The sequence below is a fragment of the Streptomyces globosus genome (genome assembly GCF_003325375.1).
GTDB classification, from domain to species: Bacteria; Actinomycetota; Actinomycetes; order Streptomycetales; family Streptomycetaceae; genus Streptomyces; species Streptomyces globosus_A.
This window is the reverse complement of the sequence record NZ_CP030862.1, coordinates 5,875,363-5,902,082: the sequence shown is the minus strand read 5'-3', so window position 1 is coordinate 5,902,082 and position 26,720 is coordinate 5,875,363. Positions and strand designations below refer to the sequence as shown.

Genomic DNA, 26,720 nt, shown 5'->3' with positions numbered 1-26,720 from the left:
GCGTGGGAAATGCCGCCGGGTCCGCATCCGGCAATTCGGCAGAAACCGAATTTCCGCGGACCAAAAAGGCCGGGGGCCGGCGCAGGATCGCTCCCCTGCGCCGGCCCCCGGCCGGTGTGCCCGCGCGTCAGCCCGCGAAGCCCAGCTCGCGCGCGATGAGCATCCGCTGGACCTCGCTCGTGCCCTCCCCGATCTCCAGGATCTTGGAGTCGCGCCACATGCGGGCCACCGGGTACTCGTTCATGAACCCGTAGCCGCCGTGGATCTGCGTGGCGTCCCGCGCGTTGTCGACGGCGACCGTCGAGGAGTACAGCTTCGCGATGGCCGCCTCCTTCTTGAACGGCTCGCCGTTCACCAGCCGGGACGCGGCGTCGCGCCAGCCCACCCGGGCCATGTGCGCGCGCATCTCCATGTCCGCCAGCTTGAACTGGATGGCCTGGTTGTCGCCGATGGGCCGGCCGAACGCCTGCCGCTCCTTCGCGTACTTCACCGACTCGTCCACACAGCCCTGCGCCAGGCCCGTCGCCAGCGCCGAGATCGCGATGCGGCCCTCGTCGAGGATGCGCAGGAACTGGGCGTAGCCGCGGCCCTCCTCGCCGACCAGGTTCTCCAGCGGGACCCGCACCCCGTCGAAGGACAGCTCGCGGGTGTCGGAGGCGTTCCAGCCGACCTTGGAGTACGGCGCGGCCACCGTGAAGCCGGGGGTGCCGGACGGCACGATGATCGAGGAGATCTCCGGACGGCCGTCGTCCTTGCGGCCGGTGACGGCCGTGACCGTGACCAGGCCCGTGATGTCCGTCCCCGAGTTGGTGATGAAGCACTTCGAACCGTTGATCACCCACTCGCCGCCGTCCTTCACGGCCGTGGTGCGGGTGCCGCCGGCGTCCGAGCCGGCCCCCGGCTCGGTCAGGCCGAACGCGCCCAGCACCTCGCCCGAGCACAGCTTGGGCAGCCACTGCCGCTTCTGCTCCTCGGAGCCGAACAGGTACAGCGGCATCGCGCCCAGGGAGACGCCCGCCTCCAGGGTGATCGCAACCGAGGAGTCGACGCGGGCCAGCTCCTCCAGGGCGATGCCGAGGGCGAGGTAGTCGCCGCCCATGCCGCCGTACTCCTCGGGGAAGGGCAGTCCGAACAGGCCCATGCGGCCCATCTCGCGCACGATCTCGTACGGGAACTCGTGCCGCTCGTAGAAGTCGCCGATCTTCGGCGCGACGACGTCGTGCGCGAACGCCTCCACCGTGCGGCGGAGCTCCTCGTGCTCGGGGGTCAGGCGGTGGTCGAGGGACATGGTGTCTTTCACTCCTTGTGGGAGAGGGCGCGGACGGTGCGGGAGGGGCTCGGGCGCCCCAGCCGCTCGGCCATCCACACGCTCGTGGCGGTGAGGGCGGCCAGGTCGACCCCGGTCTCGATGCCGAGGCCGTCGAGCATCCACACGAGGTCCTCGGTGGCCAGGTTGCCGGTGGCGCTCTTCGCGTACGGGCAGCCGCCGAGGCCGCCCGCGGAGGCGTCCACGGTGGCCACCCCGTGCTCCAGCGCGGCCAGGGTGTTGGCGAGGGCCTGGCCGTAGGTGTCGTGGAAGTGCACGCCGATCCGGTCGGTCGACACGCCCGCCCCGTTCAGGGCGGAGAGCAGCGACCGCACGTGGCCGGGGGTGGCGGTGCCGATGGTGTCGCCGAGGCTCAGCTCGTCGCAGCCGAGGTCCAGCAGCGCCCTGGCCACCCCGACGACCTGCGCGACCGGCACGGGCCCCTCCCACGGGTCGCCGAAGCACATGGAGAGGTAGCCGCGGACGTGCGCGCCGCCCTCCCTGGCACGGGCCACGACGGGCTCGAACATGGCGAGGGACTCGGCGACGGTCCGGTTGAGGTTCCGGGCGGCGAACGTCTCGGTCGCCGAGCCGAAGACGGCGATCCGGTCGGCGCCCAGGGCGAGCGCCCGGTCCAGGCCGCGCTCGTTGGGCACGAGCACGGGCAGGTGCACGCCCGCCGCGGCGAGGTCCGCGAGCTGGGGGTAGAGCTGCTCGGCGTCGGCGAGCTGCGGCACCCACTTGGGGTGGACGAAGCTCGTCGCCTCGACGGTGCGCAGCCCGGCGGCGGCCAGCCGGCGGATGAACTCGGCCTTCACCTCCGTGGGGACGGCCGTCTGCTCGTTCTGCAGCCCGTCGCGGGCGCCGACCTCGTGGATGCGGACCCGGGCGGGCAGGCCGGGGGCCGGGACGGCCATGGGGAGCCCCTTCACGCGCCCGCCTCCTCGTCCTCGTCGGGGGTGACGACGGCCAGGACCTGGTCCATGGCGACGGTCGTCCCGGGGGAGACGTCCAGCTCGGCGACCGTGCCGGCGTGCGGGGCGGAGATGACGTGCTCCATCTTCATCGCCTCGACGACGAGCAGGCTCTGCCCGGCGGCGACCTTGTCGCCGACCGCGACCTTGACGACGGTGACGGTGCCCGGCATCGGCGCGGCCAGGGTGTCGGCCCCGGCGCGGCCCCGGCCGCCGAGTGCGGCCGCGACGGGGTCGTGGTGCTGGACGTGCCAGCTGTCGCCGTCGCGGCCGAGCCAGACGCCCTCCGGGGAGGCGGCATGGCCGAACGTGTGCGTGGCGCCGTCGAGTTCGACGGTGAGCCGGTCCGCGGTGCGGGAGACGATCCGGCCGCGGGCCGGGCCGGGCCCGCCGCCGGGGTGCCCGATCTCCAGCTCGGCGCCGAGGCGGCGGGTGCGGACGGCGACCGGGTCCTGGCCGGGCAGGCGGAAGTGGTGCACCGTCCAGGCCGGGGTGCCGCCCAGGCGCCAGCCGTCGGCCGCGGAGAACGGATCCGCCCACCGCTGCCCGGCCGCCGTGTCCGGGGCGGGCTCGCGGGCCAGCAGGGCGGCGGCCGCGTACACCTCGGGCGGGACCCCGTCCGGCAGGAGGCCCGGCAGGTCGCGCTCGACGAGGCCGGTGTCCATGTTCCCGGACACCACGTCAGGGTGGGCCAGCAGCCGGCGCAGGAAGCCGGCGTTCGTCTGCACGCCCAGGATCACCGTGTCGGCGAGCGCCCCGCGCAGCACGCGCAGCGCGGCCGCCCGGTCGGGCCCGTACGCGATCACCTTCGACAGCATCGGGTCGTACGTGGAGCCCACGTCCACCCCGGCCGCCAGCCCCGAGTCGGTCCGCACGGTCCGCCCCGACGGCTCCGACAGCGCCAGGACCGTGCCGCCGGACGGCAGGAAGCCGCGGGCCGGGTCCTCCGCGCAGACGCGGGCCTCGATCGCGTGCCCGGTCAGCTCCACGTCGTCCTGGGTGAGGCCGAGTTCGCCGCCCGCGGCGACCCGCAGCTGGAGCTCGACCAGGTCCAGGCCGGTGACCAGCTCGGTCACCGGGTGCTCGACCTGGAGGCGGGTGTTCATCTCCATGAAGTAGTACGAGGAGGGGTCGCCGCCGGGGACGATGAACTCGACGGTGCCCGCGCCGACGTACCCGCACGCGCGGGCCGCCTCGACGGCCGCGGCGCCCATCGCGGCCCGGACCTGCGGGGTCAGCAGGACGGACGGGGCCTCCTCGATGACCTTCTGGTGGCGCCGCTGGAGCGAGCACTCGCGCTCGCCGAGGTGGACGACGTTGCCGTGGGCGTCGGCCATCACCTGGATCTCGATGTGGCGGGGCCGGTCCACCCAGCGCTCCACGAGCAGGGTGTCGTCGCCGAAGGAGGAGCGGGCCTCGCGGCGGGCCGCCGCGATCTCCTCCGCCAGCAGCGCCCCGTCGCGCACCAGCCGCATACCCTTGCCGCCGCCGCCCGCGGACGGCTTGAGCAGGACCGGCATGCCGATCTTCTCGGCGGCCTCGGCGAGCTCGCCGTCCGACAGGCCGCTCCCCGAGGAGCCGGGGACCACGGGCACACCCGCCGCCCGGACGGTCTCCTTGGCCCGGATCTTGTCGCCCATCAGGGAGATCGCCGAGGCGGGCGGGCCGATGAAGACCAGCCCGGCCTCGGTGCAGGCCTGCGCGAACGCGGCGTTCTCCGCGAGGAAGCCGTAGCCGGGGTGGACGGCCTCGGCGCCGGTCCGCCGGGCCGCGTCCAGCAGCCGCTCCGCGGACAGGTAGCTCTCGGAGGCGGCGGCGGGCCCGATCCGGACGGCGGTGTCCGCCTCCCGCACGTGGCGGGCGTCCGCGTCGGCGTCGCTGAAGACGGCCACCGAGCGGATCCCGAGCTCGCGCAGGGTGCGGATGACCCGGACCGCGATCTCGCCCCGGTTGGCCACAAGGACAGTGCTGAACATCTTGGGGGTCCTCACGTCACAGGTCGCAGGTCACATACGGAAGATGCCGAAGCCGGGCTCGCCCAGCGGCGCGTTCGCGCAGGCGGTCAGGGCGAGTCCCAGCACCTGGCGGGTCTCCAGGGGGTCGATGACCCCGTCGTCCCACAGCCGCGCGGTGGCGTAGTAGGCGCTGCCCTGCTCCTCGTACTGGGCGCGGACCGGGGCCTTGAAGGCCTCCTCGTCCTCGGCGGACCACTCCTGGCCGGAGCCCTCGATCTGGTCGCGCTTGACCGTGGCGAGGACGGACGCCGCCTGCTCGCCGCCCATCACGGAGATCTTGGCGTTGGGCCACATCCACAGGAAGCGGGGAGAGTACGCCCGCCCGCACATCGAGTAGTTGCCCGCGCCGTACGAGCCGCCCACGACCACCGTCAGCTTCGGGACGCGGGTGCAGGCGACGGCGGTGACCATCTTGGCGCCGTGCTTGGCGATGCCGCCGGCCTCGTAGTCGCGGCCCACCATGAAGCCGGAGATGTTCTGCAGGAACAGCAGGGGGATGCCGCGCTGGTCGCACAGCTCGATGAAGTGGGCGCCCTTCTGGGCGGATTCGGCGAAGAGGATGCCGTTGTTGGCGACGATGCCGACGGGGTGGCCGTGGATCCGGGCGAAGCCGGTGACGAGCGTCGTGCCGAACTCGGCCTTGAACTCCTGGAAGCGGGAGCCGTCGGCGATGCGGGCGATGATCTCGCGGGCGTCGTAGGGGGTGCGCGAGTCGACGGGGACCGCGCCGTACAGGCCGTACGGGTCCGCCTTCGGCTCCTCGGCGGGCTCCACCGCCCACGGCAGGGGGCCCCGCTCGGGCAGGGTCGCCACGATGTTGCGGACGATCCGCAGGGCGTGGGCGTCGTCCTCGGCGAGGTGGTCGGTGACGCCGGAGACGCGGCTGTGGACCTCGCCGCCGCCGAGCTCCTCCGCGGTGACGACCTCGCCGGTGGCGGCCTTCACCAGCGGCGGGCCGCCGAGGAAGATCGTGCCCTGGTTGCGGACGATGACGGCCTCGTCGCTCATCGCCGGGACGTACGCGCCGCCCGCGGTGCAGGAGCCGAGGACGGCGGCGATCTGCGGGATGCCGGCGCCCGACATGCGGGCCTGGTTGTAGAAGATGCGGCCGAAGTGCTCCCGGTCGGGGAAGACCTCGTCCTGCATCGGCAGGAACGCGCCGCCCGAGTCGACCAGGTACAGGCAGGGGAGGCGGTTCTCCAGCGCCACCTCCTGGGCCCGCAGGTGCTTCTTGACCGTCATCGGGTAGTACGTGCCGCCCTTGACGGTGGCGTCGTTCGCGACGATGACGCACTCGCGGCCGCTGACCCGCCCGATGCCCGCGATGACCCCGGCGGCCGGGGCCGCGCCCCCGTACATGCCCTCGGCGGCCAGCGGGGCCAGCTCCAGGAGCGGCGAACCCGGGTCGAGCAGCGCGTCCACCCGGTCGCGGGGCAGCAGCTTGCCGCGTGCCGTGTGGCGGGCCCGGGCCTTCTCGCCGCCGCCGAGGCGGACCGCTTCCAGGCGGGCGCGCAGCCCCTCGGACAGTTCGCGGTGGGCCGCCTCGTTGGTGCGCCAGGCCTCGGACGCCGGGTCCGCGGCGCTGGTCAGCACGGGTGCCTGCTGCATCGGTCGAGCTCCCTTGCTCGGATCCAGGGTTAATGAGCGTTAACGTCTGTGGCGCCTAGGTTAACGACCGCTAACGGCCCTGTCTAGAATGGATGCCCATGAGCACTTCAGCGGCCGCACCCACCCGTCGCGAGCAGATCCTCAGTGAGGCCGCACGCCTCTTCGCCGAACGCGGCTTCCACGGCGTCGGCGTCGACGAGATAGGCGCGGCGGTGGGCATCAGCGGCCCCGGGCTCTACCGGCACTTCGCCGGGAAGGACGCCATGCTCGCCGAGCTGCTCGTCGGGATCAGCGAGCGGCTGCTCACCGGCGGCCGGCGCCGCGTCGAGGAGGCCGCCGGCGACCCGGCCGCCGTCCTGGCCTCGCTGATCGACGGCCACATAGACTTCGCCCTCGACGACCGCGCCCTCATCACCCTCCACGACCGCGAGCTGGACCGGCTGCGCGACGCCGACCGCAAGCTCGTACGGCAGCTCCAGCGCCAGTACGTCGAACTGTGGGTGGCCGTCGTGCGGGAACTGCACCCCGGCGTCGGCGAGGCCGAGGTCCGCGTCGCCGTCCACGCCGTCTTCGGCCTGCTGAACTCCACCCCGCACCTGGGGACGCCCGGCCGCAATGCCACGGAGTCGCTGCTGCGGCGGCTCGCGCACGGCGCGTTCGGGGCGCTGAGCGCGTGACGCGCCCGGTCCGCCGCATGGGATGGAAGCCCCGCCTCCGGCGGGGCGGCGGCACAATGGGCCGCATGCCGAAGCCGACTGAGCCGACCGTGCCGATACCGACGTCCGTACCGACCCGCGCCGAACTGGTGGAACACCTGGTCCGCACGCGGATCGCCGGACAGGTCGCCACCCCCCGCGAGAACAACCTGGCCCACTACCGGGCCCTCGCCAACGGAGACCGGCACTACTGGCTCGGCCTCGACCTCGGCGACCGCTGGAGCGACGAGCAGGACGTCCTCGCGGTGATGGCGGAGCGCTGCGGCGTCGTCGACGACGCCGAGCACCGGCAGGGCCAGGACACCATCGACCCCGAGCTGACCGCCGCCGCGCTCGACCGGATGGCGGCCCGGCTGCGCAAGGCGGCCCTGGACCGGCAGAGCGTCCTCTTCGCCACCGGGCACCCGGGCGGCCTGCTGGACGTGCACCGGGCCACCGCCGCGGCGCTGCGGGCGGCGGGCTGCGAGATCGTCGCCATCCCCTCCGGGCTCGTCGCCGACGAGGCCTCGGTGTGGCAGTTCGCCGACGTCGCGGTCCTGGAGCGGGGCGCCACCCTGTGGCACACCCACTCCCCCGAGCCGATGGCCGCGATCCTCGACGGGCTCGCGGCCGCGGGCCGGCCCCTGCCGGACCTCGTCGTCGCCGACCACGGCTGGGCGGGCTGCGCAGCCCAGCGCGGCCTGGACGCGGTGGGGTACGCGGACTGCAACGACCCGGCCCTCTTCCTCGGCGAGGCCGAGGGAACCGTGCAGGTGGTGGTCCCGCTGGACGACCACGTCCGCGACCCGCGCTACTACGACCCCCTGGTCGCCTACCTGCTGGACGCGGCCGGCCTCGCCGGCTGAGGGCCGCCCGGGCGCGGCGCGGCGCGAACGGACCGGGCGCTGTCGCACCGCGCCCGGGCGTCAGCGCGCCGCGCCGGTCCGTGCGTCAGGCGCGCGGGACGCGGACCACGCCCTCCTGGATGACGGTGACGGCCAGGCGGCCGTCCCGGGTCCAGATGCGGGCCTGGCCGAGCCCGCGGCCTCGTTGCGAGGTCGGCGAGTCCTGGTCGTACAGCAGCCACTCGTCGGCGCGGAACGGCCGGTGGAACCACATCGCGTGGTCCAGGGAGGCGCCGACCACGTCGCCGACGGCCCAGCCGCCCCGGCCGTGCGCGAGCAGCACCGAGTCCAGCAGGGTCATGTCCGAGACGTACGTGGCCAGGCAGGTGTGCAGCAGCGGGTCGTCCCCGTCGAGCTTGCCGGCGGTGCGGAACCACACCTGCGAGCGCGGCTCGACGGGCTCGCCGATGGTGCCCCACGGCGGGGTCGTCGCGTAGCGCAGGTCCACCGCGGCCCGCGACTCCAGCAGCCGCTCGACGGTGCCCGCGTCCTGGAACAGGTGCCGGTAGGCGGGCAGGTCCTCTGCGGCCGTGGGCAGCGTCTCGGGGTCCGGGGCGGCGGGCATGGCGACCTGGTGGTCGAGGCCCTCCTCGTACGTCTGGAAGGACGCCGAGAGGTGGAAGATCGGCTGGCCGTGCTGGACGGCGACGACGCGCCGGGTGGTGAAGGAGCGCCCGTCGCGGATGCGGTCCACGGAGTAGACGATGGGCGCGCCGGCGTCCCCCGTGCGCAGGAAGTACGAGTGCAGGGAGTGCGCGGTGCGGTCCCGGGGCACGGTCCGGCCGGCCGCGACCAGCGCCTGCGCCGCGACCTGCCCGCCGAACACCCGCGGCACCAGGGAGGTGCGGCTCCGGCCGCGGAAGATGTCCTCCTCGATCTGCTCCAGGTCGAGCAGATCGAGGAGGTCGGTCAGCGCCTTGCTCAAGGAGTCTTACAGCCCCATCGACTTCGCGATGATCGACTTCATGATCTCGCTGGTGCCGCCGTAGATGCGGTTGACGCGGTTGTCGGCGTACAGGCGGGCGATCGGGTACTCGTTCATGTAGCCGTAGCCGCCGTGCAGCTGGAGGCAGCGGTCGATGACGCGGTGGGCGACCTCGGTGCAGAACAGCTTCGCGGAGGCGGCCTCGGCCGGGGTCAGCTCGCCGGCGTCCAGGGCCTCCAGGGCGCGGTCGGCGACGGCCTGGGCGGCGTCCACCTCGGCCTGGCAGGCGGCCAGCTCGAACTTGGTGTTCTGGAAGTGGGCGACCGGCTTGCCGAAGACGGTGCGCTCGGTCACGTACTGCTGGGCGAACCGGATCGCCGCGGCGGCCTGGGCGTACGCGCCGAAGGCGATGCCCCAGCGCTCGGAGGCCAGGTTGTGGCCGAGGTAGTAGAAGCCCTTGCCCTCCTCGCCGAGCAGGTCCTCGACGGGGACCTTGACGTCGACGAACGCCAGCTCGGCGGTGTCGGAGGTCTTCAGGCCCAGCTTGTCGAGCTTGCGGCCGATGGAGTAGCCCTCGGACTTGGTGTCCACGGCGAACAGGGAGATGCCGAAGCGGCGGTCCTGCTCGGTCGGGGCGGAGGTGCGGGCGCAGACGATGACGCGGTCGGCGTGCACACCGCCGGTGATGAAGGTCTTGGCGCCGTTGAGGACGTAGTGCGTGCCGTCCTCGGAGAGCTTCGCGGTGGTCTTCATGCCCGCGACGTCGGAGCCGGTGCCCGGCTCGGTCATCGCCAGCGCCCACATCTCCTCGCCGGAGACGAACTTCGGGAGGTAGCGCTTCTTCTGCTCGTCGGTGGCGAGCATCTTGATGTAGGGCAGGGCGAGCAGGACGTGCACGCCGGAGCCGCCGAAGTTGACGCCCGCGCGGGAGGTCTCCTCGTACAGGACGGCCTCGAACTTGTGGGTGTCCAGGCCGGCGCCGCCGAACTCCTCGGGGACGTTGATGCCGAAGACGCCCAGCTCGCCGAGCTTGTAGTAGAAGTCGCGGGGCGCCTGGCCGGCGGCGAACCACTCGTCGTAGACCGGTACGACCTCGGCCTCGATGAAGGCGCGGAGGGTCTCCCGGAAGGCCTCGTGGTCCTCGTTGAACACCGTACGGCGCACGGCCGGCTCCCTTCGTCGCGGCAGTCCGCCGCCTGTGTCTAAGCGCTTGCTCATAGCAAAGTTACCGGCGAGTTGGCGACTCTGTCCAGAGCTCGGCAGACGGTATGACAAGCGCCACCCCCGCTGGTGGCGGCACCGGGGACGGCCTCGGGGGGACCCCTGCCAACGCCCCTGACGGAAAAGGGTGTTACCCGCAGGGGGCGGCTCCTGCCCGCGGAGGATCCGGCAGGCGGCCGGTGATCACCAGGATGGGATCCGTCCGACGCCGCCCCACACCGACCGCCCGGGAGCCCGTATGAACCGCCGGAACCGCCGCACCCGCACCGCCCTCGCCGCCGCCCTCCTCCTCGGGCTCACCGCCGGACCCCTCGCCACCGCCGCCCACGCCGCCGCACCCGCCCCGGCCGCCGCCTCCCGGGACGCCGCGCAGGGCCCCGATACCGCGGCGCTGCGCGCCGCCCTGGCCGGGCTGCCCGACCGGGACGCGACGGCCGCCCTCGTCCGCGTCGGCGGGAACGGCCGCTGGACCGGCACGGCCGGCGTCCGCGACCTGCGCACCGGCGCCCCGGCCCACGAGAACGCCCGCTTCCGGGCCGGCTCCACCACCAAGGTCGTCACCGCGGCGCTGGTCCTCCAGCTCGCCGCCGAGGGCCGGATCGACCTGGACGCCTCCGTGCAGCAGCTGATGCCGGGGCTGCTGCCCGCGACGTTCGCCAAGCCCGTCACCGTCCGCCACCTGCTCAACTTCACCAGCGGCATCCAGGGCGGCGACGGCTTCGGCGACACCGTCGCCGAGGAGTACCCGCACCGCTTCGAGACGATCACCCCGCAGCAGTCCGTGGCCTCCGGCACCGCCAAGGGCCCGGCCTTCGACCCGGGCACGCGACAGCAGTACAACAACATCAACTACACGGTCCTCGGCATGCTGGTGGAGAAGACCACCGGCGACAGCTACGCCCACCAGGCCGAGGTCCGGATCTTCCGCCCGCTCGGCATGGCCGGCACGTCCTTCCCGCGCGGCACCGACCCCCGCATCCACGGCCCGCACCACCGCGGATACCAGCTGATCGACGGCAGGCCCGTCGATGTCACCGAGTGGAACATGTCCGACCGCTTCGCCGCGGGCGACATGATCTCCACCACCCGCGACCTGGAGCGCTTCCTCACCGCCCTGTTCCGCGGCCGCGTCGTCCCCGCGCCGCAGCTGGAGGAGATGTTCACCGTCCCGGACATCCCCGGCGCCACGCGCAGCGCGAGCCTGGAGCGGTTCACGGTGAACGGCAGGGAGGTGTGGGGCAAGACCGGCGCCCGCCCCGGCTACCACACGGTCATCGCCGCCACCCGCGACCTGTCCCGCACCCTCGTGTACTCCGTCAACAGCACCGACGCCAAGGGCGACGGGCTGGCCGTCGTCCAGCGGTTCGGCCTGCCGGCCTTCAACCGCTGACCGGCCCGTCCGCCGCCGCCCGAGCCGCCGTCCGCAGGGCGAACCACAGCTCCATGCGGACGTCCGCGTCCTCCAGGTCCCGGTCCAGCAGGGCCGCGGCGCGGGCGATCCGCTGGCGGACGGTGTTGCGGTGCACCCCCAGGTCGGCCGCCGTGCGGTCCCAGCTGCCGTGCCGGGCCAGCCAGGTGCGCAGCGTGTCCCTCAGCACCGGCGGGAGCGGCCCGAGCAGGGCCTCTGCGTGGGCGCGGGCCTCGGCCTCGCCGACCAGGCCCGCCAGGCCCGGCTCGGTGTGCCGGGCCACGGCCGTACGGGCCGCCTCGGCGCGGGCCAGGGCGCGGTGCGCCTGCGCGTCGGCCACGGGCAGGGCGTCCGGCGCTGACGGGGCGCTGACCCCCAGCCGCCACCCGGGCTGCGGGCCCGGATCCCGGTCCGTGAGGAGCCGTACGGCCGGCCCGTCCGGGTCGGCCAGTACGGTGCCCAGCGCGGCCGCCAGCCCCCGCGGGTCCGGGCCGCCGCGGGCGTGGACGGCGTACCAGGGGCCCGGGCCGCCCAGTGCCGCGGCGGGGGAGCCGCCCAGCAGCAGCCGGGTCAGCGCCGCGGCCTGCTCCCCGGCCGGCCGCTCGGCGGTGAGCAGCGTCAGCAGCACCGCCGCGACCGAGGCGACCGTGTGGTCCCCCGGGGTCCGGACCGGGGCGGCGGTGCCCAGGGCGGCCTGCCGGTCCGCGTGCCGGCCCAGGGCGTGGGCCGCCAGGTGCCAGCCGCCCGCCTGGTCCGTGGCGGTGGCCGGGCCGCCGGGCCGCCCCACCCGGGCCAGCAGCGCATCCAGTGCCTCCCGAGCCCCGGCCGCGGCCGGCGGCGGGCTGCCCGCCGCCCGGCCGTCCGGCCACAGCACGACGTACCCGCCGAGGCCGGCCGCGAGCCGCGACAGCACCGCCGGGACCGGGTCGGGGCGGGCCGCCGCGGCCGCGAGGGCCTGCTGGGCCTCGGTCACCCGGCGCAGCTCCCGCGTCCGCGCCTCGGCCATCAGCCGCCACACCGCGCGGGCGACCGCGGTGAACGGGGTCCGCGGCGGCACCTCCACCAGCGGCAGCCCGTGGCGCGCGCACGCCGCGGCCAGCGCGGGCGGCACCTCCGCGTGCAGCGGCGCCACGCCGAAGCCGAGCGCGGCGGCGCCCGCCGCGACGAGCCGGGCCGCGTACCGGTCGTACCCGCCGGCCGCGGCGAGGCCCCCGGCGGCCTCGAAGTCCGCCCCCGCCGCGTCCGCGGCCCCCGCCGTGAGGAGCAGCTCCCCGCCGAGCAGGTACGGCGCCGGATCGGCCATCTCCGAGGCGTGCACCCCGTGCACCGCCGCCTCCCCGGGCCCCGCCACGTGCCGCAGGCCGAGCTCCCGGTCGCCGAGCAGCGCCCCCAGCGGCACGGGCGGCACCGGCGAGGCAGGACCCCCGCCGGGGCCCGGAACATCCGGTGTGCGGGATTCGTCCATGGATACTCCGGACATGTCAGCAGGGCCGTATGGAGGAAACGTACACTTCGCGCCCTCCCGGCCGCGCCGTACGCTCGAAGGACCGCACAGTAGGACCTCACGAAGGGCACCCCATGAGCACCGAGCAGACGCCGCGCGGACCGGTCGACTCCTCCCGCATCCCGCGCTACGCGGGCCCCGCGACGTTCGCGCGACTGCCCCGCCTGGACGAGGTCGGCTCCGCCGACGTCGCCGTCGTCGGCGTGCCCTTCGACTCCGGCGTCTCCTACCGCCCCGGCGCCCGCTTCGGCGGCAACGCCATCCGCGAGGCCTCCCGCCTGCTGCGCCCGTACAACCCGGCGCAGGACGCCTCCCCGTTCGCGCTGGCGCAGGTCGCCGACGCCGGCGACATCGCGGTGAACCCCTTCAACATCAACGAGGCCGTCGAGACGGTCGAGGCCGCGGCCGACGACCTGCTGAACGCCGGCTCCCGCCTGATGACCCTCGGCGGCGACCACACCATCGCCCTGCCGCTGCTGCGCTCGGTCGCGAAGAAGCACGGCCCGGTCGCCCTGCTGCACTTCGACGCCCACCTGGACACCTGGGACACCTACTTCGGCGCCGAGTACACCCACGGGACCCCGTTCCGCCGCGCCGTCGAGGAGGGCATCCTCGACACCGAGGCCCTCTCCCACGTCGGCACCCGCGGCCCGCTGTACGGCAAGCAGGACCTCGACGACGACGCCAAGATGGGCTTCGGCATCGTCACCTCGGCCGACGTCTACCGCCGCGGCGCCGACGAGGTCGCCGACCAGCTGCGCCAGCGCATCGGCGACCGCCCGCTGTACATCTCCATCGACATCGACGTCCTCGACCCGGCCCACGCCCCCGGCACCGGCACCCCCGAGGCGGGCGGCATGACCTCCCGCGAGCTGCTGGAGATCATCCGCGGCCTGTCCTCCTGCAACCTGGTGTCCGCGGACGTCGTCGAGGTCGCCCCGGCGTACGATCACGCCGAGATCACCTCGGTCGCGGCCTCGCACACCGCGTACGAGCTGACCACCATCATGAGCCGCCAGATCGCGGCCGCGAAGGGCAAGTAGGCCGGCAGGCCGGCAGGCGAGCAGGCGCCGAGCCCTTTCGGCGCGACGGCACGGAAGGCCCGCACAGCGTGACGCACGACCACGACCTGGTACTCCGCCCCACCGACGCCCAGCGGGCGGCGGCACTCGCCGCACCGCCCGGCCGCACGGGCGGGGACCTGGTCGTGGAGACGCTGCGCGGGCTCGGCGCGACGACCGTCTTCGGGCTGCCGGGGCAGCACGCCCTCGGCCTGTTCGACGCGGTCGGCCGCTCCGACCTGCGGCTCGTCACACTGCGGGTGGAGAACAACGCCGGCTTCGCGGCGGACGCGTACGGCCGGCTGACCGGCGAGGCCGTGCCGCTGCTGCTGTCGACGGGCCCGGGCGCGCTCACCGCGCTGCCCGCCCTGGCGGAGGCGGCCGCCGCCTCCTCGCCGGTCCTCGCCGTCTCCTCGCAGGTGCCGACCGCGGGCCTCGGCGGCGGGCGCCGCGGCCACCTGCACGAACTGCGCGACCAGGCCGCCTCCTTCCGGGACGTCGTCAAGTCCGTCCACTCCGCCCGCACCCCCTCCCAGATCCCGTCCGCCCTCGCCGCGGCGTGGGAGTCGGCGCTGACGGCGCCGCACGGGCCGGTCTGGGTGGAGATCCCCGAGGACGTCCTGCGGGCGGAAACGTTCATCCCACAGGTCACCGGCATGGACGCCACCCCGCACGAGCTCGCCCCGCGCCCCGAGCTGACCGCGCTCGCCGCGCACTGGCTGGAGCACGCCGAACGCCCGGCGATCCTCGCGGGCGGCGGCGTCATCCGCTCGGACGCGGCCGGAAAGCTGAAACAGCTCGCGGAGCGCCTCGACGCGCCCGTCGCCACCACCTTCGGCGGCAAGGGCGCCTTCCCCTGGAAGCACCCGCTGTCCCTCCAGTCCTGGCTGGAGGACCGCCACACGACCGACTTCCTCGAAGACGCGGACGTTCTGCTGGTGGTCGGCTCCGGGCTCGGCGAGCTGTCGTCGAACTACCACACGTTCCGGCCCCGCGGCCGCGTCGTCCAGATCGAGGCCGACCCCGGCAAGCTGGAGTCCAACCACACCGCACTCGGCATCCACGCCGACGCCCGCCTCGCCCTCCAGGCACTCCTGGAGACCGTCGCCGAACGCCGCGACCCGGCCGCCGCAGGGCGTGTCCGCACCGTCCTGTCGGCCGTCGCGGCCCGCCTCGCCGCCCAGAACCTGGACCTGGAGCAGGGCCTGCTGGCCTCGATCCGCTCGGCCCTGCCCGCCCGCTCCCCGTCGTTCTGGGACATGACGATCCTGGCGTACTGGGCGTGGTCGGCCTTCGACCCGCGGCACCCGAACACCATGCACTCGGCGCAGGGCGCGGGCGGCCTCGGCTACGCCTTCCCCGCCGCCCTCGGCGCCTGCCTGGCCGAGCCGGGCACCCCCGTCCTCGCCGTCTCCGGCGACGGCGGCGCCATGTACTCCCTCGCCGAGCTGGCCACGGCCCGCCAGCACGACCTGGACGTCACCTGGCTGATCGTCGACGACGGCGGCTACGGCATCCTCCGCGAGTACATGGCCGACGCCTTCGACGGCCGCACCGCCGGCACCGAACTGACCCGCCCGGACTTCGCGGCCCTGGCCGAGTCCTTCGGCGTCCCCGCCGTCACCACCACCCCGGACGCCCTCCGCGCGGACCTGGAGAAGGCCCTGGCCACATCCGGCCCGTCGGTGGTCGTCCTTCCGGCCACACTCCGCATGTTCGCCCCGACGCACCTCTAGTTTCAGGCGAACACCGCCTTGACCAGCGTCTGCTTCACCTTCTCGAACGTCCCGGCCATGGTGGGCAGGTCCACTTCGGCGTCCCCGGAGGTCAGCGAGCCGGTCAGGGTCTTGGTGCCGTCGGGCGTGCTGTACATCACTGCGCCCCAGCCCCAGAACCCTCCGTTGTGGTGGAGGACGGTGCTGCCGCCGTCCAGCTCCTCCACGAACACTCCCAGGCCGTAACCCATCGTGGGGTCCGCGACGCGCATCTCGGCCAGAAGCCCGGTCGAGATGAGCTTGCCGCTGTTCAGCGCGGAGAAGAACGTGTGGAGGTCCCGGCTGGTCGAGATCATGTCGCCTGCGGCGGATACCCAGGAGGGGTTGAAGCGGGTGGTGTCGACCACCTTCCACTGTCCGGCGTCGTCGTAGCCGAAGTAGCCGTGAGCGTGCGGCTCGGGGATGTCCTCCCGGGTCTCCGGCAGCAGGGTGCCCGTCAGCCCGAGCGGGCCCAGGATCAGCCGGTGCATCTCCTCGGGCAGCGAGCGGCCGGTGACCTGCTCGATCAGCAGCCTGGCCAGGACATAGTTGGTGTTGGAGTAGCTCCAGGCCGTCCCCGGCTCGAACCGCGCCGGCTTCGCCAACGCCCCCCGCACCAGCTCCTCCGGCCGGTAGGTCGCGTGCTGCAGGTCCACCCACTCCTTGCCCCATCCTGCGACCACACCGGGCTCGACCGATCCGTCCTCGGAGAACTCGCCGGTGAAGTTGAACAGCCCGCTGGTGTGCTGCAGGAGCATCCGTACCGTGATCCGCCGGTCGAGCCCGAACTCGGGCACGTGGTCGGCCACCAGGTCCTCGAGGCCGAGCCTGCCCTCGGCCACCAGCTGCAGGACGACGGTCGCGACGAAGGTCTTGGTGACGCTGCCGACCCGGAAGTGCCCGTCGGTCGGCGGCTTCTCGGTCCGGCCCAGCTCGCTCACCCCGGCGCTGCCGACCCACTCGCCGAGCTCGTCGTTCACGCGCAGCTGCACGCCGGAGAAACCGGCGTCGACGATCTCCTGCATGGCCTTCCGCAGCTCGGGGCGGTCCTGCGCGGTGGTGTTCTGCTCACTCACGGTGATTCCTCATCTCGTGTCGGCGGGTGTGAGCCGAGCGTGGGCCCTGACCCAAGGTCAAGGTCAAGGCGACAGGTGAGCGTTAGGGTCGCCCCATGGCAGACGGGCTCACGATCGGTCAGGCGGCGGCTTTCGTCGGCATCACCGTCAAGACGGTGCGGCACTACCACCGGCTCGGCCTGGTCGCCGAACCGGAACGGGACCATTCCGGCTACCGGCGCTACGGATCGGCCGACCTGCTGCGCCTTGTCCAGGTCCGGGCCCTGGCCGGGGCGGGCGTGCCGCTGGCCGAGATCGGCGAGCTGCTCGACGCCGAGCCCGAGCGGTTCGCCACCGCCCTGGACGACGTCCGCCGCCGGCTCACCGAACAGATCGAGGAGCTGACCGCCCGCCGCGACACCCTGCACCGGCTCGCCCACGGTGACCGCGCCCTGCTGCCCGACCGGGCCTGCGCGGTCCTGGAGCGACTCGCCGAGCTCGACTTCAGCCCCGACTACGTCACCACCCAGCGGGAGGCCCTGGTGCTGTCGCGGGCGCTTGCTCCCGACGTCTTCGACCTCTTCCTGGCCAACCTCGAACACCGGCTCGACGACCCCGAGTTCGTCGAGTTGACCAAGCGCGGCTGGGAGGCGAGGTCCTGGGATCCCGACGACCCGCGGATCGAGGAGCTGGCCTCAGCGGTGGCCGCCAACCTGCTGGGCGTCCGCGCGCTGCTGACGCTGCCGGCCAAGCGACCGCACGGGCCCGACGCGGCCTCCCGGTACGGCGTGGTCAACCACCACCGGGAGGACGAGGCACCGTCCATCGCGCGGCTGAACGGGCTGGTCGAGGAGCACCTGCGCGCGGCGGGCATTGATATCCCGCGTCAGTGACGGACTGCTGCGAACTTGATCGCCCGGACAGGGCTCAGCGGCCGGGCGAAGCCGCTCCCAGCCCCTACCCCCTGACGGGAAACTCCGCCCACACCGTCTTGCCGATGCCGTGCGGCCGGGGGCCGTGGCCCCAGCGGTCCGCCACGGCCGCCACGACCGCCAGGCCGCGGCCGCGTTCGCCGTCCGGCCCGGGCGGGGCCGGTTCGAGGTCGACGCGGTCGCCGGCGTCGGCCACCTCGATCCGCAGGCAGGCCCCGTCCCACACCGCCCGTACGCCGATCTTCCGGCCGCGCGGTGCCCGTGCGTGCCGTACGGCGTTGGTGACGAGCTCCGACAGCGCCAGCTCCGCCGCCTCCGCAGTCGGCCGGGCGACACCCCACGCGCGCGCCTGCGCGCGGAAGAACGCCCGGGCCCAGCCGGGGGTGCGGGGGCTGCGGGGGAGGAGCCAGGATTCTTCGCTCGGCAGACATGGCGCCATCGTCATCCGAATCGCCTCTCTAGAGATTCCGATGCCTTGAGTGAACCCCCTGGGCGGCCTTCGGTCAAGCTATCTCTAGAGATGCACGTATCGTGTGTAGGGCTGAGCAAGCACGGCTGCATTCCGCGCCTACGATGTCGAGAGATGATCGGGAGGACGCATGCCGAGTAACGGCTCCGGGCGGCAGCCCAAGTACCAGCGGATTGCCGGCGAGCTGAAGGCAGCCATCCAGGACGGCACGTACGGTCCGGGCGACCGTCTTCCCGGCGAGAACGACCTGATGGCCAAGTACGGCGTGGCCCGCATGACGGCCCGCCAGGCTCTCGGCGTCCTCCAGACAGAGGGCCTCGTGGAGGCCCGCAAGGGCGCCGGGGTGTTCGTCCGGGACTTCAAGCTGATCCGCCGCCGCAGTATCCAGCGCCTTGCGGGCGACGTCTGGGGTGCGGGCCTGTCCCTCTGGGAAGCCGACTCCCAGGACCGGGATCTGTCGGTCGAGCTGCTGTCCGTGGGGGAGGAGGCCGCACCGCCCGGGTTCGGGGCCTTGCTCGGGGTAGGGGAGGGTGGTCGTGTCTGTGCCCGCCGCCGACGGTACGTCCTCGACGGCAAGCCCGTCCTCGTGTCCACCTCCTACCTGGACGCCGCCCTCACCGTCGGCACCCGCATCGCCGAGCCGGACACCGGGCCCGGTGGGGTCTACGCCCGGCTTGCCGAGCTCGGGCGCAGGCCCGTCCGGTTCCGGGAGGAGGTCCGGTCGCGGATGCCTGCACCGGAGGAGGCCAAGGCGCTCGCCCTCGGGCCCGGGACGCCCGTCGTGCTGGTGTGCCGCACCGCGTTCGACGCCGACCGGCGGGTCGTGGAGGTCAACGAGATGGCGCTCGACTCCTCCGCGTACGTCCTGGAGTACGAGTTCGACGCCGTCTGACGCCCTTCGGGTGATGACGCAGTGTCACGGTCGGGATCCCGGGGCGGTGGGCGGCGGCTGTGGGAGCGTACCCGTGAGCCGATCCTCGTCGATCCGGGAGCGGAGGCGCAGACCCCGTCATGCCCGCAATCCCCCGAAGCCTCGCCGCAGCGGCGGCCGCGACCGTGTTGGCCGCCGTCCTTGCCGCCTGCCAGGAACCCGCTCCGACCCCGGAGCCCGACACAGGGCCGTCCACGGCGGCGGAGCCGTCCGACAGCGGCACCTCCTCGGACACGCTGTTCCTGGGGGAGAGCGCCCACCGGTCCCGGCCGACCGTCCACGTGCCCACCGCGCCCGTGGGCAAGCCGGTCAACCGGCACCTTGACGTCACCAACCCCAAGAGCGAGGCGCAGACCGTGCAGAGGGTGTCGGCGGCCGAGACCGTGAGGAGGGCGTCGGTGAGATTCCGCCAGGGGGAGATGTACCTCGCGGAGGACAACTGCACCGGCGTCGAACTGCCGCCCCACGGAAGCTGCACGGTCGTGATCCAGCACGTGGCCTTCGAACCCGGCGGCTACAGCGGACAGCTCACCGTCGAAACCTCCGACGGCGAGATCTACACGGTCGACGTCATCGGCGAGGCGACCGCCGGTGAGTCCACCGGCGGCACCGAGGAACCGTCCGACCCGTCGCCGACGGGAGACGCCGCGCCCACGGACGTCACTCCCACCGAGGACCCGTCGCCGACGGAGGACGCCGCGCCCACAGAGGCCACTCCCACCGAGGACCCGTCGCCGACGGAGGACGCCGCGCCCACAGAGGCCACTCCCACCGAGGACCCGCCCAACGGGGTCATGGGCTGATCTCCAGGCGGACGGAGTCGTCGTCGGGGATCACCGCCAGGCGGGGCTCCTGGCGGGAGAGGGCGTGGGAGATCAGGTAGAAGCGGGCCGGTGACTTCGCGAGGAGCCGGAACCCGCGGTACTGGTACCGGTACGGCGCCATGCCCGGGCCCCTGTCGGTGAAATGGATGTCCTCCAGGTGGTGGGGGACGGGCACCCTCGAGTGGACGATGACCCGGGGGCACTCGTCGTCGACGCACCCCGTGGCCGCGAGGCCGACGGCCGCGGTCCTGCCCGCCTGGTCCGCGTACCGCGCCATGGCGAAGAACAGGCTGAGCGTGAGCAGCCCGATCAGCAGGGCGCCGCCCGCCAGCCACAGGCGGTCGCCCGTGAGGGCGCCCGGGTCGCGGTCGTCGCGCCGGGGCCGCCCCAGGTGCATTTGGACGGCGAAGAACGCCAGCGTCGCCCCCAGCGCCACGATCAGGCAGGGCAGGAACTCGCTCACCCACCCCTGCGGCAGCCAGGAGATCCGGCCCTCCAGGAAGAAGGCCGGGAAGCCCGCCAGGACCAGCAGCATGCCGACGGCCAGCAACGACAGCACCACCCTGCGGCGCACCGCCTCGCGGCCCGGCACCGCCAGGGCCCGGCCCACCGCGCCCAGCACCAGCAGCACGACCAGACCGCAGACCAGCAGCATCCAGAACGGGAAGAAGACGGCGGTCGGGCTCCTGGCGACGTAGGCCTGGAGGGAGAGCTGGAGGTCGTTCGCCGGGATGCCGAAGTAGGCGTAGTACGCGTCGGTGTACGTCCGGCCGAAGTAGTAGAGGAGGCCGAGGACGACGGTCGCCGGAGCCGTGACGTACGCCACCTTCTCCAGGGCCGACCCCCGGTCGCGCCCCCCGTCCGGCGGCGGCTCCTCCTGCGGCTCGGGCATGCGCCCAGCATGGGCGCGCCCGCCGGACGCCGCACGCGGGGCGGCGCCGCACGGCTGAGCCGGCCGCCCCGGCGCCGCGGGCGCGCTCACGCGGACGGCCGCGCCCCGCGTGCGCCCGACGTGACACATCCGCACCGTCGAAATGGTGCGGCGGGATGAAATCCGCCGGTGGGTGCGTTGGGTGAGGCGGCAGCGACGGGGACGACGGGGAGGCAGAACGTGGCGGCGGCGCAGACAGAGCAGACAGCCGGGAAGAGTCCGCAGGACGGCGGGCGGCGGGACGGCGGGCCGCAGGAGAAGGGCCGGGGCTGGGCCAGGCGGCTCGCGGCCTACACCTGGCGGTACAAGGCGAACGTGCTCCTCGCGCTCGGCTCCTCCCTCGCCGGCATGGCCGTCACGGCCCTCGTCCCGCTCGTCACCAAGGTCATCATCGACGACGTCATCGGCGACCACAGCAAGCCCATGGCCCCCTGGGCGGGCCTGCTCGTCGGCGCGGCGCTGCTCGTCTACGCCTTCACCTACATACGCCGCTACTACGGCGGGCGCCTCGCCCTCGACGTGCAGCACGACCTGCGCACCGACATGTACGCGACCATCGCCCGCCTCGACGGCCGGCGCCAGGACGAGCTGTCCACCGGCCAGGTCGTCGGCCGCGCCACCAGCGACCTCCAGCTCATCCAGGGCCTGCTCTTCATGCTGCCGATGACCGTCGGCAACTTCCTCCTCTTCGGCATATCCCTCGGCGTCATGCTGTGGCTGTCGCCGCTGCTGACGCTCGTCGCGCTGCTGATGGCGCCCGCCCTGTGGTTCATAGCCCAGCGCAGTCGCAAGCGGCTCTTCCCCGCCACCTGGTGGGCGCAGGGCCAGGCCGCCGCCGTCGCGTCCGTCGTCGACGGGGCCGTGACCGGCGTCCGCGTCGTCAAGGGCTTCGGCCAGGAGGAGCAGGAGACCGGCAAGCTGCGCGACGCAGGCCGCCGGCTCTTCGCCGGCCGGCTGCGGACCATACGCCTGAACTCCCGCTACACCCCCGCCCTCCAGGCCGTCCCCGCCCTCGCCCAGGTCGCCATGCTGGCCCTCGGCGGCTGGATGGCCACCCGCGGGCAGGTCACCCTCGGCACGTTCGTCGCCTTCTCCACCTACCTCGCCCAGCTCGTCGGCCCCGTCCGCATGCTGGCCATGGTGCTCACCGTCGGGCAGCAGGCCCGCGCCGGCGCCGAGCGCGTGTTCGAGCTCGTCGACACCGAACCCGCCATCCGGGAGGGCTCCCGGGAGCTGCCCGCCGACGCGCCCGCCACCGTCGAGTTCGACCGGGTCGTCTTCGGCTACGACCCCGCCCGGCCCGTCCTCGACGGGTTCTCCCTCACCGTCCGCGCCGGCGAGACCGTCGCCGTCGTCGGATCCTCCGGCTCCGGCAAGTCGACGCTCTCCCTCCTCCTGCCCCGCTTCTACGACGCCGACCGCGGAGCCGTCCGCGTCGGCGGGCACGACGTACGGGACCTCACGTACGACTCGCTGCGCGCCGCCATCGGCCTCGTCCCGGAGGACTCCTTCCTCTTCTCCGACACCATCCGCGCGAACATCGCCTTCGGCCGGCCCGAGGCCACCGACGAGGAGATCCGGGCCGCCGCCCGCGCCGCCCAGGCGGAAGGCTTCGTCGAAGCCCTGCCGGCCGGGTACGACACCAAGGTCGGCGAGCAGGGCCTGACCCTCTCCGGCGGCCAGCGCCAGCGCATCGCCCTGGCCCGCGCGATCCTCACCGACCCCCGCCTGCTCCTCCTCGACGACGCGACCTCGGCCGTCGACGCCCGCGTCGAGCACGAGATCCACGAGGCGCTGCGCGCCGTCATGGCGGGCCGCACCACCCTGCTGATCGCGCACCGCCGCTCCACGCTCGCGCTCGCCGACCGGATCGCCGTCCTCGACCGCGGGCGCCTCGCCGACATCGGCACCCACGAGGAGCTGGAGCGCCGCTCCGCCCTGTACCGGCGGCTGCTGACCGACCCGGACGCCCTCGCCGCCGGCTCGCCCCCCACCGCCGACGCCCCCGGCGCGGCCGCCGGGTACGAGCGGGACTTCGAGAAGGACATCGAGCTCGAAGCCGAGATCGACGCCGAGCCGGTCAACGCCAAGCGGCGCGTCGCCGGCGGAATCACGCCCGAGCTGTGGCGCCGGCAGCAGGACGGCTCGCAGAAGGCCGGCGCACCCGCCGCCGCGGCCGCGGCCGGCGGGCCCGGGGCGGTGTTCACCATGGCGGGAGCCGTCGGCGGGATGCCGGCCACGCCCGAGCTGCTCGCGAAGGTGGCCGCCCTGCCGCCCGCCGACGACGTGCCGGACGTCGACGAGTCCCGCGCCGCGGGCGCCGAGTCCAGCTACAACCTGCGCCGCCTGCTGCACGGCTTCTGGGCGCCGCTCGCCATCAGCCTCGGGCTCGTCGCCGCGGACGCGGCCGCCGGACTGCTGCTGCCCGTCCTGATCCGGCACGGCATCGACCAGGGCGTCGAGCAGGCCGCGATCGGCGCGGTCTGGGCGGCGTCGCTGCTGGCCCTGGTCGTCGTCGTCGGCCAGTGGGCGGCCCAGTTCGCCGAGACGCGGATGACGGGCCGGACCGGCGAGCGGGTGCTGTACGCCCTGCGCGTGAAGATCTTCGCCCAGCTCCAGCGGCTCGGCCTGGACTACTACGAGCGCGAGCTCACCGGCAAGATCATGACCCGGATGACCACGGACGTGGACGCGCTGGCGACGTTCCTGCAGACCGGGCTCGTCACCGCCGTCGTCTCCGTCTTCACCTTCCTCGGGATCCTCGTCGCCCTCGTCGTCATCGACGCCGGCCTCGCCCTGATCGTCTTCGCGACCCTGCCCGTCCTCGTCGTCGGCACCGTCTTCTTCCGCCGCAAGTCGGTCGCCGCGTACGAGCTGGCCCGCGACCGGGTCAGCCTCGTCAACGCCGACCTCCAGGAGTCCGTCTCCGGGCTGCGCATCGTGCAGGCCTTCCGCCGGCAGGGCGCCGGGGCGGTCCGCTTCGCGGAGCGCAGCGACGCCTACCGGCAGGCGCGGGTGCGCGGCCAGTGGCTGATTTCGGTCTACTTCCCGTTCGTGCAGCTGCTGTCGTCGGGGGCGGCCGCGGCCGTCCTGATCGCCGGGGCCGGCCGTGTCGAGGCCGGCACGCTGACGCTGGGCGCGCTGGTGGCGTACCTGCTGTACATCGACCTGTTCTTCGCGCCCGTCCAGCAGCTGTCCCAGGTCTTCGACGGCTACCAGCAGGCCACGGTGTCCCTCGGCCGGATCCAGGAACTGCTGCGCGAACCGACCGCGACACCGGCCCCCGCCGACCCGCGGGGCGTGCGGGAGCTGCGCGGCGAGATCGCCTTCGAGGACGTCCGGTTCGCGTACGGCACCGCGCAGGAGCGCGGCGAGAAGGGCGAGGCGCTGGCCGGAATCAGCCTGCGGATACCCGCCGGGCAGACCGTCGCCTTCGTCGGCGAGACCGGCGCCGGCAAGTCGACGCTGGTCAAACTCGTGGCGCGGTTCTACGACCCGACGGGGGGCCGGGTCACCGCCGACGGCGCCGACCTGCGGGAGCTGGACCTGACGGCGTACCGGCGCCGCCTCGGCGTGGTCCCGCAGGAGCCGTACCTCTTCCCGGGCACGGTCCGCGACGCGATCGCCTACGGGCGTCCCGACGCGAGCGACGCCGAGGTCGAGGCGGCGGCCCGCGCGGTCGGCGCGCACGACATGATCGCCACCCTGGACGGCGGCTACCTGCACACCGTCGCGGACCGCGGCCGCAACCTGTCGGCCGGGCAGCGCCAGCTGATCGCCCTGGCCCGAGCCGAGCTGGTCGACCCCGACGTGCTCCTGCTCGACGAGGCCACCGCCGCGCTCGACCTGGCCACCGAGGCGCAGGTCAACCGGGCCACGGACCGGCTGGCGGGCAAGCGCACCACGCTCGTCGTGGCGCACCGGCTGACCACGGCCGCCCGCGCCGACCGGGTCGTCGTCATGGACCGCGGCCGCGTCGCGGAGGACGGCACGCACGACGAACTCCTCGCCCGCGGCGGCCGGTACGCCGAGCTGTGGCGCACCTTCGTCGGGGAGGACGAGCCGGCCGCCGCCTGAGCCGGCCCTGCCGGACCCGCCCGCGCCCCCCGGAACGTGCACTGAGCAACCTTCCGGGGGGCTCGTGCGTCGTACGTCTGTGCGTGTCGCGTACGGGGGTACGGGTGGGGCGCGCCGGCGTTCCGGGGATCGGGGGGACTGTCATGGCACGGGAGCGTGAGGGGCGGGGGCCGGGGGTCCTCAGGGCGGGGGCGGCGCCCGTGGTGCTGCTGCTGTGTGCGGCGGGGCTGCTGGCGGCCCCGCCCGCGTCGGCGGCGGCGACCGGCGGCTGCGCGGGCCGGCTGGTGAAGTCCCTGCCGTTCGCCGGGGGTGAGGTGCGCGTCTACAAGAGCCGTACGCAGGCCTGCGCGGCCGCCGTGGCCGACGCGCCGGGCGCGCGCCGGCCGATGGCGGTGTCCGTCCAGCCGCGCGGCGGCGTCCCCCTCCGCGATACGGGGCAATTCACCCGCTATGCCGGACCTGTCACGGTCGGGGCGATCAACCGCTGCGTGTATGTAAAGGGGAGCATCGGGGCCGGATCGGCCGAGTCCGGCTGGATCCTCTGCTGAGGCTGCGTCCCAACTGGGTCTGTTCAGAGCCGCGTTGACCCCGCTAGGTTCACGGGCGACCGCAGTGAACAAAGGGGAGGGTGAATGCGCAAGACGCTTGGCCGGCTGCTGCCGCTCGCTGTGCTGATCGGCACCATGGGCACGGCCGGCTTCACGGCTCAGGCGGCCACCGCCGCAGAGCCGGCCGCCGCGGCGCCTGCCACCGCAGGGCAGGCCGCGGCCGCGGACATCAAGGACCGGATCCTCGCCGTCCCGGGCATGAGCCTCATCGAGGAGAAGCCGTACGCCGGCTACCGTTTCTTCGTACTGAACTACGAGCAGCCGATCGACCACCGGCAGCCGTGGAAGGGCACCTTCAAGCAGCGCCTCACCCTGCTGCACAAGGACGAGTCGCGCCCCACGGTCTTCTTCACCTCGGGCTACAACGTCAACACCACCCCGCGCCGCAGCGAGCCGACGGCCATCATCGACGGCAACCAGGTGTCGATGGAGTACCGGTTCTTCAACCCCTCCCGGCCCGACCCGGCCGACTGGTCCAAGCTCGACATCTGGCAGGCGGCCAGCGACCAGCACCGCATCTTCACCGCCCTGAAGAAGATCTACACCAAGAAGTGGATCTCCACGGGCGCGAGCAAGGGCGGCATGACGGCCACCTACTACGAGCGCTTCTACCCCAGGGACATGGACGGAGTCGTCGCGTACGTCGCGCCCAACGACGTCGTCAACAAGGAGGACTCGGCCTACGACCGGTTCTTCGCGAAGGTGGGCACCAAGGAGTGCCGCGACCGGCTGAACGCCCTCCAGCGCGAGGCCCTCGTCCGCCGCGGCCCCCTGGAGGCCAAGTACGCGGTCGCCGCCGCCGAGAACGGCTGGACCTTCAACACCGTCGGCAACCTCGACAAGGCCTACGAGGCCGTCGTCCTCGACTACGCGTGGGCGTTCTGGCAGTACAGCCTGCTCGCCGACTGCGGCTCCGTCCCGGACGCCAAGACCGCCTCCGACCAGGAGATCTGGGACTCCATCGACGCGATCTCCGGCTTCTCCGCCTACGCCGACCAGGGCCTTGCGACCTACACGCCGTACTACTACCAGGCGGGCACCCAGCTCGGCTCGCCCGACATCAAGCAGCCGCACCTGAAGGGCCTGAGCCGGTACGGCTACCAGCCGCCGCGCAACTTCGTGCCCCGCGACATCCCGATGGCCTTCCAGCCGGCGGCCATGGCGGACATCGACAACTGGGTGAAGAACAACGCCAACCGGATGCTCTTCGTCTACGGGCAGAACGACCCCTGGGGCGCAGAACCGTTCCGCCTCGGCTACGGCACCCGCGACAGCTACGTCATGACTGCGCCCGGCGCCAACCACGGCGCCAACGTCGCCCAGCTCCGCGACGGCGACCGGGCGCTGGCCACCCAGCGGATCCAGGAGTGGGCCGGTGTCGCCCCGGCCGCCGCGGCCCTCGACGCGGGCCGCACCGCCCCGCTGGCCAAGCCGGACGCCGCGCTCGACAAGCAGGAACTGCCGCGCGAGCACCAGCTGCGGCCGTAGAGCACCCCGCGGGGCGCGGGCCGGCGGGC

General features: G+C 73.7%; 21 protein-coding genes. 11 read left to right on the top strand and 10 right to left on the bottom strand.

Annotated elements, in window-relative coordinates; translation table 11 throughout:
* Positions 1-127 precede the first annotated feature (127 nt).
* The 4 genes from C0216_RS26190 to C0216_RS26175 are packed head-to-tail and all read right to left on the bottom strand — an operon-like array spanning position 128 to position 5,903.
* Positions 128-1,288 (bottom strand): acyl-CoA dehydrogenase family protein, encoded by a 1,161-nt coding sequence (locus C0216_RS26190; RefSeq protein WP_114057651.1) that lies wholly within the window; start codon positions 1,286-1,288, stop codon positions 128-130.
* Between the two features lie 8 nt (positions 1,289-1,296).
* Complete coding sequence (locus tag C0216_RS26185; RefSeq protein WP_114058923.1) at positions 1,297-2,223, bottom strand: hydroxymethylglutaryl-CoA lyase; 927 nt, start codon at positions 2,221-2,223, stop codon at positions 1,297-1,299.
* A gap of 11 nt (positions 2,224-2,234) precedes the next feature.
* A complete protein-coding gene (locus C0216_RS26180; protein ID WP_114057650.1) occupies positions 2,235-4,256 on the bottom strand; it encodes an acetyl/propionyl/methylcrotonyl-CoA carboxylase subunit alpha in 2,022 nt (673 codons plus the stop codon).
* Between the two features lie 30 nt (positions 4,257-4,286).
* Entirely contained in the window at positions 4,287-5,903 is a 1,617-nt protein-coding gene (locus C0216_RS26175; RefSeq protein ID WP_114057649.1) for a carboxyl transferase domain-containing protein, read from the bottom strand.
* Positions 5,904-6,001: 98 nt separating this feature from the next.
* On the opposite strand from C0216_RS26175, the gene C0216_RS26170 reads away from it, so the two are divergent.
* Positions 6,002-6,580 carry an SACE_7040 family transcriptional regulator gene (locus tag C0216_RS26170; RefSeq protein ID WP_114057648.1) on the top strand — a complete coding sequence of 193 codons (579 nt, stop codon included), beginning with the start codon at positions 6,002-6,004 and terminating at the stop codon, positions 6,578-6,580.
* 56 nt (positions 6,581-6,636) lie between these two features.
* A complete protein-coding gene (locus C0216_RS26165) occupies positions 6,637-7,464 on the top strand; it encodes a phosphatase (RefSeq protein ID WP_114057647.1) in 828 nt (275 codons plus the stop codon).
* An 85-nt stretch (positions 7,465-7,549) separates the two neighbouring features.
* Here the strand turns inward: C0216_RS26165 and C0216_RS26160 are convergent, their stop codons facing one another.
* Positions 7,550-8,428, bottom strand: coding sequence for an acyl-CoA thioesterase (locus C0216_RS26160; RefSeq protein ID WP_114057646.1), 879 nt, complete (start codon positions 8,426-8,428; stop codon positions 7,550-7,552).
* A 6-nt stretch (positions 8,429-8,434) separates the two neighbouring features.
* The gene (locus C0216_RS26155) at positions 8,435-9,592 is read right to left on the bottom strand and encodes an acyl-CoA dehydrogenase family protein (protein ID WP_114057645.1); all 1,158 of its coding nucleotides are present in this window, start codon (positions 9,590-9,592) and stop codon (positions 8,435-8,437) included.
* Between the two features lie 295 nt (positions 9,593-9,887).
* Between C0216_RS26155 and C0216_RS26150 the strand changes: the two genes are divergently transcribed.
* A complete protein-coding gene (locus C0216_RS26150) occupies positions 9,888-11,039 on the top strand; it encodes a serine hydrolase domain-containing protein (RefSeq protein ID WP_114057644.1) in 1,152 nt (383 codons plus the stop codon).
* Here C0216_RS26150 and C0216_RS26145 read toward each other — a convergent pair.
* Positions 11,029-12,522: a PucR family transcriptional regulator gene (locus tag C0216_RS26145; protein WP_246042693.1), complete on the bottom strand. Its 1,494-nt coding sequence runs from the start codon at positions 12,520-12,522 to the stop codon at positions 11,029-11,031. The genes C0216_RS26150 and C0216_RS26145 overlap by 11 nt on opposite strands.
* Before the next feature lie 113 nt (positions 12,523-12,635).
* Between C0216_RS26145 and speB the strand changes: the two genes are divergently transcribed.
* Together speB and C0216_RS26135 are read left to right on the top strand one after the other, a co-directional pair.
* Complete coding sequence (gene speB / locus C0216_RS26140) at positions 12,636-13,604, top strand: agmatinase (protein ID WP_114057642.1); 969 nt, start codon at positions 12,636-12,638, stop codon at positions 13,602-13,604.
* A gap of 68 nt (positions 13,605-13,672) precedes the next feature.
* A complete protein-coding gene (locus C0216_RS26135; protein WP_114057641.1) occupies positions 13,673-15,358 on the top strand; it encodes a thiamine pyrophosphate-binding protein in 1,686 nt (561 codons plus the stop codon).
* A 2-nt stretch (positions 15,359-15,360) separates the two neighbouring features.
* On the opposite strand, the gene C0216_RS26130 is transcribed toward C0216_RS26135, so the two are convergent.
* Positions 15,361-16,452 carry a serine hydrolase domain-containing protein gene (locus C0216_RS26130; protein ID WP_428985458.1) on the bottom strand — a complete coding sequence of 364 codons (1,092 nt, stop codon included), beginning with the start codon at positions 16,450-16,452 and terminating at the stop codon, positions 15,361-15,363.
* Positions 16,453-16,547: 95 nt separating this feature from the next.
* Here C0216_RS26130 and C0216_RS26125 point away from each other — a divergent pair, with 95 nt between their 5' ends.
* On the top strand, positions 16,548-17,324 hold the full coding sequence (locus C0216_RS26125; protein ID WP_114057640.1) for a MerR family transcriptional regulator: 777 nt from the start codon (positions 16,548-16,550) through the stop codon (positions 17,322-17,324).
* 64 nt (positions 17,325-17,388) lie between these two features.
* On the opposite strand, the gene C0216_RS26120 is transcribed toward C0216_RS26125, so the two are convergent.
* A complete protein-coding gene (locus C0216_RS26120; RefSeq protein ID WP_246042692.1) occupies positions 17,389-17,808 on the bottom strand; it encodes an ATP-binding protein in 420 nt (139 codons plus the stop codon).
* Positions 17,809-17,962: 154 nt separating this feature from the next.
* On the opposite strand from C0216_RS26120, the gene C0216_RS26115 reads away from it, so the two are divergent.
* Together C0216_RS26115 and C0216_RS26110 are read left to right on the top strand one after the other, a co-directional pair.
* Positions 17,963-18,724: a GntR family transcriptional regulator gene (locus C0216_RS26115; protein ID WP_114057639.1), complete on the top strand. Its 762-nt coding sequence runs from the start codon at positions 17,963-17,965 to the stop codon at positions 18,722-18,724.
* 119 nt (positions 18,725-18,843) lie between these two features.
* The gene (locus tag C0216_RS26110) at positions 18,844-19,566 is read left to right on the top strand and encodes a hypothetical protein (RefSeq protein ID WP_114057638.1); all 723 of its coding nucleotides are present in this window, start codon (positions 18,844-18,846) and stop codon (positions 19,564-19,566) included.
* On the opposite strand, the gene C0216_RS26105 is transcribed toward C0216_RS26110, so the two are convergent.
* The gene (locus C0216_RS26105) at positions 19,556-20,479 is read right to left on the bottom strand and encodes a hypothetical protein (RefSeq protein ID WP_114057637.1); all 924 of its coding nucleotides are present in this window, start codon (positions 20,477-20,479) and stop codon (positions 19,556-19,558) included. The genes C0216_RS26110 and C0216_RS26105 overlap by 11 nt on opposite strands.
* Before the next feature lie 219 nt (positions 20,480-20,698).
* Between C0216_RS26105 and C0216_RS26100 the strand changes: the two genes are divergently transcribed.
* The 3 genes from C0216_RS26100 to C0216_RS26090 all read left to right on the top strand — a co-directional run bounded on the left by C0216_RS26100 (position 20,699) and on the right by C0216_RS26090 (position 26,691).
* A complete protein-coding gene (locus C0216_RS26100) occupies positions 20,699-24,595 on the top strand; it encodes an ABC transporter ATP-binding protein (RefSeq protein ID WP_114057636.1) in 3,897 nt (1,298 codons plus the stop codon).
* Positions 24,596-24,738: 143 nt separating this feature from the next.
* Positions 24,739-25,143: a hypothetical protein gene (locus C0216_RS26095; protein WP_246042691.1), complete on the top strand. Its 405-nt coding sequence runs from the start codon at positions 24,739-24,741 to the stop codon at positions 25,141-25,143.
* Between the two features lie 84 nt (positions 25,144-25,227).
* A complete protein-coding gene (locus C0216_RS26090) occupies positions 25,228-26,691 on the top strand; it encodes a S28 family serine protease (RefSeq protein WP_114057635.1) in 1,464 nt (487 codons plus the stop codon).
* Positions 26,692-26,720: the final 29 nt, after the last annotated feature.